The 13,291-nt window shown below is 45.5% G+C and carries 12 protein-coding genes; 1 reads left to right on the top strand and 11 read right to left on the bottom strand.

What is annotated here, in order from left to right; all coding sequences use genetic code 11:
* Window positions 1-6: 6 nt before the first annotated feature.
* From P4S58_RS21515 to P4S58_RS21495, 5 genes are all read right to left on the bottom strand, one after another.
* Entirely contained in the window at window positions 7-816 is an 810-nt protein-coding gene (locus P4S58_RS21515; RefSeq protein ID WP_102953357.1) for an SDR family oxidoreductase, read from the bottom strand.
* Between the two features lie 9 nt (window positions 817-825).
* Entirely contained in the window at window positions 826-1,509 is a 684-nt protein-coding gene (locus P4S58_RS21510) for a TenA family transcriptional regulator (protein ID WP_042479718.1), read from the bottom strand.
* A 49-nt stretch (window positions 1,510-1,558) separates the two neighbouring features.
* Window positions 1,559-3,046 (bottom strand): AMP-binding protein, encoded by a 1,488-nt coding sequence (locus P4S58_RS21505; RefSeq protein ID WP_337165863.1) that lies wholly within the window; start codon window positions 3,044-3,046, stop codon window positions 1,559-1,561.
* A gap of 2 nt (window positions 3,047-3,048) precedes the next feature.
* A complete protein-coding gene (locus P4S58_RS21500) occupies window positions 3,049-3,720 on the bottom strand; it encodes a thermostable hemolysin (RefSeq protein WP_337165662.1) in 672 nt (223 codons plus the stop codon).
* Window positions 3,721-3,942: 222 nt separating this feature from the next.
* Window positions 3,943-5,274: a DEAD/DEAH box helicase gene (locus tag P4S58_RS21495; RefSeq protein ID WP_102953353.1), complete on the bottom strand. Its 1,332-nt coding sequence runs from the start codon at window positions 5,272-5,274 to the stop codon at window positions 3,943-3,945.
* Window positions 5,275-5,614: 340 nt separating this feature from the next.
* On the opposite strand from P4S58_RS21495, the gene P4S58_RS21490 reads away from it, so the two are divergent.
* Window positions 5,615-5,884, top strand: a complete 270-nt coding sequence (locus P4S58_RS21490; protein WP_042479712.1) for an Lpp/OprI family alanine-zipper lipoprotein — start codon at window positions 5,615-5,617, stop codon at window positions 5,882-5,884.
* 154 nt (window positions 5,885-6,038) lie between these two features.
* Here the strand turns inward: P4S58_RS21490 and P4S58_RS21485 are convergent, their stop codons facing one another.
* From P4S58_RS21485 to P4S58_RS21460, 6 genes are all read right to left on the bottom strand, one after another.
* A complete protein-coding gene (locus P4S58_RS21485; protein ID WP_337165862.1) occupies window positions 6,039-7,124 on the bottom strand; it encodes an AarF/UbiB family protein in 1,086 nt (361 codons plus the stop codon).
* A gap of 196 nt (window positions 7,125-7,320) precedes the next feature.
* On the bottom strand, window positions 7,321-8,088 hold the full coding sequence (gene fecE, locus P4S58_RS21480) for a Fe(3+) dicitrate ABC transporter ATP-binding protein FecE (protein ID WP_337165659.1): 768 nt from the start codon (window positions 8,086-8,088) through the stop codon (window positions 7,321-7,323).
* Between the two features lie 3 nt (window positions 8,089-8,091).
* Complete coding sequence (fecD, locus tag P4S58_RS21475; RefSeq protein WP_337165658.1) at window positions 8,092-9,054, bottom strand: Fe(3+) dicitrate ABC transporter permease subunit FecD; 963 nt, start codon at window positions 9,052-9,054, stop codon at window positions 8,092-8,094.
* Entirely contained in the window at window positions 9,051-10,022 is a 972-nt protein-coding gene (locus P4S58_RS21470; protein WP_337165657.1) for an iron chelate uptake ABC transporter family permease subunit, read from the bottom strand. The genes fecD and P4S58_RS21470 overlap by 4 nt, the downstream gene beginning before the upstream one ends.
* 20 nt (window positions 10,023-10,042) lie before the next feature.
* Entirely contained in the window at window positions 10,043-10,942 is a 900-nt protein-coding gene (locus tag P4S58_RS21465; RefSeq protein ID WP_337165655.1) for a Fe(3+) dicitrate ABC transporter substrate-binding protein, read from the bottom strand.
* Window positions 10,943-10,998: 56 nt separating this feature from the next.
* Window positions 10,999-13,098, bottom strand: coding sequence for a TonB-dependent siderophore receptor (locus P4S58_RS21460; protein WP_337165653.1), 2,100 nt, complete (start codon window positions 13,096-13,098; stop codon window positions 10,999-11,001).
* Window positions 13,099-13,291 lie beyond the last annotated feature (193 nt).

Here is a 13,291-nt window from a genome sequence, read left to right as displayed (position 1 = left end):
CCTCAGTTACTTGCCATGGACTTGGTTAATAAAGTGATGAATGATGTCTTGTTGTTTGCGAATGGATTTAGAAACAACGCCTGGAAGGATCTGATTAATACGAGCAAACAGTTTTTCCGGCCAGCCAATCCAACGAGCCGCTTGCTCTTTTTCCAAGATGTCGACCACATGCCCTGCGACCACTTCTGGCGAATCACTCTTATTGCCTAGCTGTTGGTTCATTTGATTAACAAAGCGGTCGTTTAACGTCGTATCCGTTGCTCGTGGCGCAAGATACAGCGCCCGAATGCCTGAACCATCTAACTCTCTGTCCAACGCCTCACTAAAGCGCTGCAACCCTGACTTCGCCGCACAATAAGTGGTATAGCCTGGAAAACCGATGGAACCAAAGGTTGACCCGACATTCAGAATAATGCCCGGACGACTAATCCAAGAGAGCGCAGATTGACTCAACAACATTGGCACTAATAGGTTCAGACGCATCTCAAGTTCAATCGATGGGCTGCTTCTCTGCGCAAGAAAGCTGAACTGATTGCTGCCAGCATTATTAATCAATACGTCGATACGTTGTCCTTTCTGTGATAGGTTCAAACAGGTTTGTTTCACCTTTTCGAAACCTGCATCTGTGGACAAGTCCGCCGCCACAACTTCATGATGATGGGGAAACTCTAAGCTGTTTTTCAGCGCTTCAAGCTTATTGCCATTACGCGCAACCAAAAGCAGTTTTGCTCCTTTTGCTTCCAGCGCTTTCGCGACCTCTTTGCCAATGCCGCCAGAAGCACCTGTTAGTAATACACGTTTGTCTTGCAATTCCATAACTGTTCCTTAAGCCGCATTTTGCATTGCAGCTGGAGTCAGCTCTTGCAGCATTTGACCGTATAGCTGGAACACCATATTGGATGAATCAATAATCGCTTGTTGATCTTTCTCATCAGTGATTTGGTTCATCAAGTTCTCAAACAATTGGATATGCTCTTGGTCCAGTACGCTGTGTGACGTTAAGTAGCTCATTGCGTTGTCTGGCAGGTTTAGGGTCTGTTTGACCAGAGCTGCGACTTGACCACCGACACCCACACTGGTGCCTTCTAATACCCACACCATGCCGAAGAAAGCGATAGGGTTGCCACGGTCGATTTGGTGATACAGATACGCCACCATCAGCTCAATCGCAGAACCCACTCGACCATTACCCGAGTTCGCTCGCACTGCTTCGGCATCCGCACCACAAGCCTTGATGTCATTTAAGATCCATTCGTGATGGCCTTTTTCTTCCTCGATATATTCACCAATAGCCTGACGTAGCCACTCGTACTTTTCAGGTAAGCGGCCACCACATGCCATCAATAGAGGTACGGTGTGTTTTACATGGTGGAACGCCTGAGTAAGAAAGTTCACGTAAGTATCCAGTTCAATTTCACCACGGGCGCAAGCCGCGAAAATCGGCGCTTGTAACATCTGTTGTTGAGCCACTTGGGTTTCTTTTTTCAGGGTTTCAAAAAATGCAGTCATGGTAGTTACTCCGTAATTCTTCTCTTCAAAAATATTTGGCGACTTTCGTTCATTCGTTAATTGGCGTAATGATTCGCCCATCATCTTCATCGGTTTTACTCAGCATCCACTGTTCAAACTTGGAGCGAATCGGGCGACCATTGCTGGTATAAAATCCCGCCATCGAATTCAGTCCTTGAGCTGTGATTAACGTCCGGATACGAGCGTAATCTGGCAGACGTTGATTGAGCTGTTTTAGCGCCGCTGTCACTTGTTCAACATTTGGATTTTCTAGGATGGCACTCAGTGATTTTTCGCCGTCACCAACCAGAACCATTCCGTACAGCGCCCTAAATGCCTGAGCCTCAGATTCCACCCACTCGGGTGAAATATTGCGACCGAATGCAGTAATGATTTGGTTCTTTTTACGGCCATCGATTACAAGGAAACCGTCTTCATCGAGATGTCCTAAGTCGCCCGTGGCATACCAACCCTGTTCAAAAGGTTGGCCGATATACCCCAACGCAACGCAACCAGAAACGTAAATTTCACCGTCATTGGAAACTTTTACATCGATATGTGGCAGTGGTTTTCCACTGGTGCCAGCTTTATACGCGGATGGAGTATTAAGACTGACGACCGATGCATTTTCAGAAAGACCGTATCCTTCAAAGGCAGGAATACCTAAGCTGTGCGCCATTTCTAAAAGCTGTGGTGAAACGCGAGCACCACCCACTGCAACGAACTCTAGATTTTTCGCTAACACCGGCATTGCTTTTACGACTTCTATCAAAGCCATTAACAGAGCTGGAGTGAGCACTAAGCTGTTAGGCAGATACTTCGCCAGCGCCAAAGCAAACTGAGAAGGATTGAAGTTGCTGGAACCACTCAACCCCACTTCCTCACCGTTCAACACGACAGACGTCGCCCCAATAATGATTGGGACATAGATACCAGTGATATTTTCCAGCAGCGTAGATAGCGGTAAAAGCACCAAGTGTTTTTCACATTTCACTTCGGTAGCAATGGTATCAGCCAGTGCACGACTGACCTTTGACAGTTGATTCTGGCTCAAACAGACACCTTTCGGGTGACCAGTAGAACCAGAGGTAAAAGTGATTTTTCCGGTATGTGATAGCAGCGGTTTTACGTCCTTAACTGAACGTTTCCAGATACTCAGATTTCCAGCGTGCCCCACCATTATTGCATCAAGCGAATGTGCATTATCGGCAGTGTTCTCCACCCAGGCATCCCAATCGCCAACCAATAAATCCGCGCCAGACTCAGCCAAGATATGGTCGACTTGTTCAGGCGTAAAAAATAGCGGGACAGGAACATTAGGAATTTCGGCATACAGCGCAGCAAGATCGGCGATAACCCAGTCGAGGCTATTTTCGGCACGCAAAGCGATACACTTGGGTGAATACTCAACCAAATACTCAGCGACATCACGCACTCTGATAAGTAAGTTTTGATAAGAAATCTCTTCATCAGCGCCAATAAATGCAATTTTGTTTGGCGTATCAATGGAGTGTCGGATGAGAGATTCAATAATCATATTCACAGTGCACCTCCACGCGCACGACACACCTTTTCAGCAAACAAAGCCTCAAGATGCGCGAGCCCCTGTTTCAGGTTACCCGCAACAATACGCGGTTGATGTTGGTAGTAGTTGCCCCATGTGTAGGTCGCATCGGGAATTCTTGAAGGGTCAGCCTCAGCTAACACTGTGGTTTCCAAACCGAGTCGCGACATCATGGCGTACAGCGGATCAGTGGCGGTAAAAATGCACCATTCATAACCACTCTCCACCAGCTTTTGCGTCATTAGCAGAAAATGAAGCGTAGAAAAGCCTTTCGAAAATGAAGCAAGTTGTCCGAATTCGATAAGCTTGCTGCGCTCGATACGCGGTTGAGTACTGTTTTCTGCTGGATGATTGACGGATTGATCAGATAAAGAGCGATGAAAAACTTTGTTCAAAAGCTGATCTGCCGGTTCATCTAGATACTGTTCAAGAAATAGTGATTCGTTGCTGGCGACACGGAAACCGCATAGCGAACGAATTTCCTCACCCTCCATCAAAGCCATAAATGTGGGCATAAAGGAACTTAAATGTGCATCAAATGCTAAGGAATAACGCTGGGCAATGTAGTTTTCAATCTCACTACGTTGCGGATGAATGCGGTCGATAATCTCAAGCTTAAATGGGTGAGATGGAAAGAAATCTGCCATACAAGAAGCCCTCTCTGCTAGCTATAGAGAGAGCTTAAATAAGTAAACTTAAGGAAAGCTTAAGGAAAATTAAGAATAGGAGTTTTTTATCTCACCAGATTTAAACGCAATCTATTAGGTGCAGATTTTGTAGGTATAGAAAGTAGTAACGGCACCATATGACACAGACAAAAATGCCGCTGTTTAAGCGGCATTGTTTTATCTAGCAGATAATCTTTCGGATTATTCTTCATCTACTTTAGGGGCAACTTTCTTCTTCGGAATGAAGACATTGTCACCCACAGCGACGTTTTTATAGAAGCTCTTATCGCGTTTAACAGGTTTCTTCGCTACCTTCTTCGCTTGCGACTTCACATTCTTGTTTGCTTGGTCACTTACTTTGCGCACTGGCTGTCTAGGTTTAAGGCCCTTAAACTTGCCAGTTAACCCTTCCAACTCTTCAAATTGAATATCTTGCTGCAAAAACGCTTCTACGCGTTTGAAGCTATCCCAGTCTTTAGGACCAACGAAAGAGACCGCATCCCCTTTGTTGCCAGCACGACCTGTACGACCCACACGGTGAACGTATTCTTCGGTGTGTTTTGGCATATCAAAGTTGATAACGTGAGTCACATTGGCAATATCCAGACCGCGAGATGCAACATCAGTGGTCACCAGAATCTTAAACACTGCACGCTCAAACTGACTCATAATGGTATTACGTTGCGCTTGGTTCAAACTTCCACTTAGCGCCACCGCTTTCAGCTTCATCTCATTAAGCTTATCGGTTAAACGTTCGGTATCTGCGCGCGTTGCCGTGAAGATAATAACCTGACGATATTCTGCGTCGTGCAGAACTCGGTCTAGTAACGCTTCTTTGTGGTCTAGGTGATCACACAGGTAGAAGCGTTGACGAATGTCTTTGTGCTGCTCGTTTGAGACACCCACTGAAATACGACGCGGGTCATTTAACATCTCAGCTGCGATATCGTTGACTTCAGCGTGATCCAATGTTGCAGAGAACATCAGCGTCTGACGACGACGATGTTTCGCCGCTTTATGAATGTGACGTAGTTGAGGGGCGAAACCCAGATCCAACATGCGGTCTGCTTCATCAAGAATCAGAGTATCCACACCATCTAAAAACAACGAACGGTGTTCAAGGTGATCCGCAAGACGGCCGGGAGTCGCAACGATAAAACGAGGGTAACGGCTCAGCGCTTTCACTTGGTCGTTAAAGTTCTCACCACCAGTGATAAGCGTACCTGTGTAGCTCAAACCACCCAACATAACGCGTAATTCACCATACACTTGCTTCGCCAATTCGCGCGTTGGCAATAAAATCACTGCGCGCGGATCTTTTGCTGAAAAAGCCTTTGTTTTTAAAGCTTTATGCAGAGTAGGAAGTAAGAAGGCTAATGTTTTACCGGAACCAGTTTTCGAAGACGCCAATACATCTTTTCCTGCAATAGCAACAGGAATAGCGATCTTCTGGATTTCGGTCGCTTGTTTGAAATCGTAGTGTGCTAAGTTTTTCAATAAGCGATTGTCTAAGCCTAAATCTTTAAACTGCAAAGGATTCTCCAAATCAGTGGGGTAGCCGAACACGTGTGGCTAAATGGTCAAAATCAAAGCGCAGTATGATACCGCGAATAGTGCGCTAATAGATAGAGATCACAGAAAATATTCTCTTCATAACACTTAAATAGTATATGCACTACAGTCAAATTTGGTGCTAAAGTAATTCTTATCAGTAAGAATTCACACAATCATTTGATTCATTGACATTATTTTGGGTTATTTTGACTTTTACTGATTAGGCGAAGCGTAAAATAGTGTCTACACTATAACTCGTCACTATATGGAAAAGAATGTATAGGACGTTTTGATATTTACATAAAATCAAGGAGTTCATATGAACAAGATGTTAATCGCGGCAGCAGCGTCATCTGTACTATTACTAGCAGGTTGTGCATCAGGTCCTGACGAAGCAACAACAGCAAAATTGGACGAGCTAAACAGCCAAGTTAGCCAGCTTAACGACGAAGTTGCAGCACTTAAGAGCGAGCACTCTGCTCTAGCTTCAAAAGTGAATGCAGCATCTGATTCTGCAATGGCAGCACAAGAAGAAGCTGCACGCGCAAATGAGCGTATCGACAACATCGCTCAGTCTTATACTAAATAAGATTTCAACCCAACTGCACGCAGATTGAGTTTCTTAAGCCTCCAGTTCCTCCTATGGAATTTGGAGGCTTAATTTTTTCGTCATTGCTCGCCGCAAGTGTTAGCGATTGACTAGCAACTCTCGGCAAAAATTCAATGCTCTTTCTATCCTTCCGCTATCGCAACTGATATTCCTCTGCCAACTCTCGTTTCTGCTCATATTGCTCAATGATCGCTTGTTGTGATTTGCCTTTGTTGCCATAAAACAAACCACCGCTTTTATTCAAATAATCAAAGTCGCTCGCCAGAACATCAAGCACCAGAGATATGCGTTTTAAAGTTAATTCGGTACAGGATTGGCCGTCGATGTCATCATCAATATCAAGCACATGGGAACGGAAAGACTCTAGTTGAAACAGATGTAAAAGTTCATCATCACTGGCTAACGCTCTCTGCCAAGATTCAATAAGACTTTCAAAGTGATTGATCACCATAACTTTTGCTTGTTGCGCTTTAAGCCACGTAATTTTTTGCTGATAAACCTCCACAGCAATTTGTTTCAGCGTCCGATACAGATCCAGTTGCTCAGCCAAAGAGCTCTTCTTTTTCAGCAGCCAGCCAAAAAAGAAGCGCGTTTCGAAACGTTCAACCATATGAAATAAAGGATCGGCAGTTCCGTTGCTGTTGAAGTCGGTTATCGGATCAAACGAGTACATATAGCCGAAGTCGAACAGCCAAAGCTGTTGATGATGATCCACCAGCAAGTTGCCGCTGCATAGATCCCATTCCATCAAACCGTGTTCTTCACACGCCTGCAGTGTGGTGAATAACTGTTGAATCAAATCAGGCGTGAGTTGCTGAATATGGTTCCCTTCAATCCACGGCGACAAAATAATTCCCAGACGGTAGTTAGCGTAGATCGTTGGCACTATATGGCTAAGTCTTTGAGCAGTTTCTGATTGCTGCTTGAGTTTTTGTAGGTCATTCCGTCGCTGAACTTCATTGAGAAAAGAATACTGACCGTCTAAGTTAGCTACTTTTGCCACTGTGCGGCGCTTTTTCAGGTTGTAGTCTTTACCATTGATTCTTAGGTGGAAAACTTCTGCGGTCAGCCCTGAGCGAATAATGCTGACAACCAGAGGTGAGTCTTCAGTGAACTCAGCTAGGACGGAAGGCTCTATAGGGCAGAGCTGTTCACTACCAACCACCAAGTTTTCTCCACTCTCATCAAACGCTTTTTGCAGTTGTTGTCTCAGGTTCATCATCTTCTCTTTCCGTTATTGGCTCTGTTATCGTTTTGTTGTTATGTGCTCATAACACACGTAACTGATGAAAAAATCATCATACTTTGGCAAATAACAAGGGGAGGATAACCAAAGAAGGAAGTGAAAACGAAGAGGCTGAGAAGCTTCGCTTTGCTTGCAGGGAAAGCGAATAATGAGGTTCTAAAACAAAGAGTTAACGGACGATACACATTGGAGTTTGAGTAATCGGACATGGATGAATTTGCGCATCCAGTTCAAATACTTTTGCAAGCAGTTCAGATGTCAGCACAATCTCGGGTGCACCTTCACTCATCACTTTTCCATCCTGCATAACAATCAAGTGATCGCAATAACGGCAAGCCTGATTAATATCGTGCAACACCGTCACAATAGTTTTCCCTTGTTGATTAAGTGTACGAAGCAACTTCATTAACTCGATCTGATGGTTCATATCAAGATAGGTGGTTGGCTCATCGAGCAAGATATAGTCTGTATCCTGCGCTAAAGTCATTGCCAACCAAACTCTCTGCCTTTGCCCTCCGGAAAGATCCGTAACGGGTCTGTCCGCAAAACATGCTATGCCCGTCGCCTCCATAGACTGCTCAACAATCAATTTATCCTGAGCAGATAGCTGCCCCCAGAAACCAGTATAAGGGCTGCGACCATAAGAAACCGCGTCTCGGACAGTGACACCTTCGGGTGGTTCTTGCGATTGAGGCAACAGAGCCAATTGCTGTGCAAGCTGACGTGAAGGTATCTGCTCAATCCTTTCTCCCTGCCACAAAACTGCGCCGCTTTGTACTTTCAAAATTCGAGATAGCGCCTTCAATAAGGTCGATTTTCCGCAACCATTTGGCCCTAAAAGAGCGGTAATTTTTCCTTCAGGTACGGTGACATTGACACCTTTAACAATGGGTGTGTCGCCATAACCGACAATTAAATTTTCAGTAGTTAAACCCATGAGCTATCTCATTTTGAACAATAGATACAAGAAATAGGGTGCGCCAATAATCGCAGTCATAATACCCGCTGGAAGTTCAATTGGCGGGTCAATGACACGAGCAACCAAGTCAGCAACCAGCAGTAGAAAAGCCCCAACCAGCATTGATGTGGGTAATAAAGCCTGATGACGCCCACCCACTAACTGACGTGCTAAATGAGGAGCCACTAAACCGAGGAAACTAATTGGCCCACAAACAGCGACTGAAGCTGAAGTCCAAATGACAGCCACAAACAAAGCGAGCCCCCTCACCCAAGGCACCGAGATACCCAAGTTACAGGCCCTTTCATCGCCCAATGTAAGCAAGTTTAACGCCTGACTAAGCCAAAAAACCGCAGGTATCAAAACTAACCACGGTAATAGCATGGCTAACTGAGTCCAGCTTCTTCCCCATAAACTGCCTGTCAGCCAGAGCAGCGCATTGTTGATTTCTAATGGCTGAGTGAGGATAAGGAAATCGATACCACTGCTGTATAAAGCCGCCAGTGCTACGCCAGTAATGGCTAAACGAACCGGAGCCGCATTTCCGCCGCACACTAACGCAAGTAAGAGTGCCGAAGTTATTCCGCCAATTAGCGCAGCTAAAGGAAGCCAGTAAACAGAAATAGCTGGAAACAGTGTCATAACTACCACTGCGCCCAATCCTGCCCCATGGCTTACCCCCAAGATGTCCGGTGAAGCAAGTGGGTTACGAATCACCCCTTGAATGAGCACCCCTGAACTTGCCAACATTGCGCCGACCAATACAGCAATTAAAACTCGCGGAAAACGATACTCATGAATGGTGAAGTAGTGTTCACTGCCAGAAAACAAACCTTGCCATACCTGTTGGGAAGTTAAATTTACCGCCCCAAAACTTAAGTTCGACACAATGGCGATGACAACAAACACGAGCAGAATGATTTGTGTACGTAAAACTGAAGTCATCGTTTTTGCCTAACTAAATACAAGAAACACGGCGCACCGATGATTGCTAATACGGCTCCAGCTGGCGTTTCGGTTGGAAATACCACAGCGCGGCTAAGAATGTCTGCGCCAATGGTTAACACGGCACCAAGTAACATGGATACAGGTAGCAATATACGGTAATCATATCCCACTAACAGACGGCCAATGTGCGGCACAATAAGACCAACAAAAGCTATGGCTCCGACACTGCTCACGCTTACGCCCACTAGTACCAAAACCGCCAACGCAATCGCAGCTCTGAGCAAGTTCAGGTTTACGCCGAGGCTTTTTACCCGATCATCACCCATTGCCAGCAAATTCACTTTCGGAGCTAGCAGCAAACTCAATATCAGTGCGGCGAATAAGCTCGGCCAGCTCCATGCCCAAGTATCCCAACTAACATGTGCGAATGATCCTGCAAGCCACACCATCACACTAGCTGCTTGTTCCTCAACTAGAATCACACTGGCTTTGGTTAAAGCACCACATAACGCAGAGATCGCGATACCAGCGAGAACAAGTTGCCCTCGCTCCGCACCCATTTTCCAAGCGCCTCCCAAAACCATAACAAGAACCCAAGCGGCAAAGCCGCCAATCATCGCGGCGATCGGGCTTGAAATAATGTTAGAAGAGAAGACCGTCGTCGCTAATGCGATTCCTAACGCGGCACCAGCATTGACACCAAATACGCTTGGCGATGCTAACGGATTACGGGTTAAACCTTGCATTAACGCACCAGCACAGGAAAGACTCGCTCCAACTAGAGCAGCTTCAAGTACACGAGGGAGCCGAATGTCCTGCACGATGACATGAGCAATCACATCAGAACTTGGAGACCAAATACCAACAATCGCATCCAATGCTGACACAGGCACGGCAGAGTAACTAAACAGACCTAACCAAGTGACCAGTAACAGGCTAACAATAAGAGCTGTAACTACGTTCACCGTTTTGATGTCCAAATACATTAAGACTTAGCCAGCTTTAACAAGTCTGCTGCCATGTATTCCGCAGCGAGAATGCCTCGGCAACGCGCCCACATATTTCCATCAACATGGAAGACTTGTTTGGCTTTTACAGCATTAAGCACATTCCACAAAGGCTGCTTCTGCCACTGTTTTACGATGCTGTTTTGAGTGTAATCACCAACAATCAGATAATTTGGGTTAAGTGCCAGCAACTGTTCAAGGCTGATTTGGCGAGAAGCATTTTCATTCTTTAACCCTTTTGGAGAACTCAACCCTAGCGCTTGAATCACACCACCAGCGTAAGACTCCGATGAGTGTGCAAAGAAATCATTTTCGCGTGCAACACCAAACTGTACCGTTTGATGCTCAAGTCCGTGTAACTGCTTTGCATAGCCCTGCATCAATTGTGTATGCTGCTGCAAACGTTGTGTCATCTCAGCTTCTTTACCTATCACTTTACCGATAATCGCCGCGGATTTTAGGTTGTCTTGATAGGTCTCGCGGCGCGAAGGAAGCAGAAGTGTCGGCGCAATTTTCATTAGGTCGTTATACACCGCTGAGTGGCGATCAACATCAGCAATAATCAGATCGGGTTTGAGGGATGCAATCACTTCCAAACTAGGCTGAGAACGCGTGCCAACCGATTTCCATTCACCCAGCTTCTCGCTTACGGCAGGAAGTAATCGGCTTGGATCGTTATCATCAGCAATACCCACTGGGCTTACATCAACAGCCACCAGCGCATCAACGAACGAGAACTCAAGCGCCACGATTCTTTGTGGCGTCGAATGAATTGAGAATTCACCGTGGCTGTCCGTAACGGTGACAGCAGAAGCAAAGAAGCTCAAACAATAACTAACCACTACAGCACTATATTTAAGCCAAGAAGACCATTTCATCACTAATACCTTTTCAGAAAACAACAAAGAGCCTCGCACTGCAAGACTCTCAAAGATTAAAACTCGTAATTAGCCGTCAGATAAATACGGCGCTGCTCGCCTGGGAAATGTCCGGTTCGATCGATAAAGCCACTCACCGCGTACTCTTTATCAAACAGGTTTTTTACATTCAGTTGGAACTGCCACTGCTGCCAGCGTGTTTGCCATGACGCATCAAACACTGTGTAGGCTTTTACAATCTGACCGCTCTGGTTGTACTGCTCGCTCACATGATCAGCGCCAAACCCCACAGATGAATTCAGTGCAGCGATATCATAGCGAGTCCATAACCCCAACTGGTGATGCGGGGCATTCGCAAAGCGAGTGCCAACACTGTTGGTAATGCCATCGTAAGCTTGTTTCACTCGTGTATCGTTGTAGGCATAGCTCAGGTTTGCCGTCCAGTTTTCGGTTAAATCTGCCAACATATCCACTTCAACACCCTGACTGCGCACTTTGCCGTAGGAAACCAGACGAGTGTCGTCATCGGGATCTGTTTGAAGAATGTTCTCTTTAACCATGTGATAAAGAGCCAGATTCACGTTGAGAGCATTGTCAAACCAGTAACTGCGTACACCGGTTTCGTACATCAAGCTCTCTTCAGGATCGAACGGACCGCCATTTGACTCAGCTTGATCAGAGGCATCCTGCGGAACAAAACCTGTCGCGACCACAGCATAAGGGTGCAAGTTCGAATTGATTTGATAAGTCGAGCCAAGACGATATGACAACCCAGAACCCTGATATTCACTGATAGTATTTTTTACAAAGTCATTAACTTTGTCTTTGAACCCGTCGACACGAACTCCAGAAAGCACATTCCAACGCTCGGTAATGTTCCATTGATCCTGAATATATGAACCATAGCGCTCGGAACTAGAGTCGGTCTGTTTAGATAACGTTAAGGTGTAAGCAGAAGAATCTGCGCCGTATTCCGGATCAACCAGGCTTAGACCTGCCACACTTTTGTCTACGTTATAGACATAGTCTTCATTGAGTCGGTAGTAGTCGCTACCAAATAGTAGAGTATGCTCCCCTAACTCAGCGACTAAGTTTGCAGAGAGTGAGCCGGCTTTATTCTCGCGGACTTGGTCACGGTATTGGCGCTTACTCCAATCATAAACACCATCACCATTGGTATCTTTCAAACCCATTGGTTCGTGGTATTTCTGCGTTTCTTTGTTCTCGTAATAACGTGCAGTAACATCGCCTCTTAACCACGCATTAAAGTCATGTTCCACTTTAATCTGGTAAACCTGAGCTTCGAGATCTTGGTAGTCAGAAGCCTCGTTAGCGTTCCAGTTAATATCTGCAAGAAAATTGCCTTCATCATCGGTTGGAATACCGCGTAAACGAGCACCACCATAATGCTGAATGATGTCAGTAAACTGAGTAGTCACAGTTGTGGTATCACCTAAATCCCACGCATAACCAAGGTCGATGATTCGATTACGAACATCGGTGTTGTTGCGAGATGGATTCTCGTGATCCTGATAAATCGCGACACGATAGCGTTGAGTCTCATCTTCATTCGCAGGACCTGAAAGCTCTACACTGCCACTGAAAAAGTCTTGGTTTCCCGCTGTCATAGAAATACGACGATGAGGCTCATAGGTTGGCTTCTGGGTGACATAGTTAATCACGCCACCAGGCTCTCCACTTCCCATCACGGCCGATGAAGGGCCTTTCAACACTTCCACTTGCTCAATATTAAAAAGCTGCGGGATCGAGAATCCGTTGAACGGGTCACCTCGTACACCATCATAAAGAATTTGATCTTGACGAAAGCCTCGGAACGTCACTCCTGAATAAGAGTATTGGCTTACACCGCTAATTGAGCGGTACAGATCGGTAATTTGGCGCGCGCCTTGGTCCTCGATTAATTGCTGGGGAAGTACTTGGATCGACTGAGGTGTGTCGTCAATCGCTGTCGGTGTTTTGGTGGCTAAACTCGTTTCTTGAGAACGGTATAAAGAAAGAGCTCGACCATAAACGGTGACCGTTTCAGCATCCTCGGGAACGATATTTTGTGAACCTTCATTGGCGGAAAATGCTGGTGAAGAAACACCTGCCAGAATCGCTAAAAAAAGAGAAGAATAGTTAAATTGAGCCTTCATAGAGTTGTGTTCAAAGTTGTTTTTATTATGGAAAGCTTGCGAATCTAACTGAGTTTAATTCTCATTACAATTATTATATTAAGCACTAATCTTCATTAATTATATTTAGCAGCAATATAACAGGTGTATTTCCCGATAAGGCAAATCAAGGCTTTGACAGGAGTTCAAGCATCGTTATATTAACTCCATTGCA

This window comes from Vibrio sp. Hal054 (assembly GCF_037162405.1).
Taxonomy (GTDB): Bacteria; Pseudomonadota; Gammaproteobacteria; order Enterobacterales; family Vibrionaceae; genus Vibrio; species Vibrio diazotrophicus.
The sequence above is the reverse complement of the archived record's forward strand: the minus strand, read 5'-3'. Positions and strand labels throughout refer to the sequence as shown.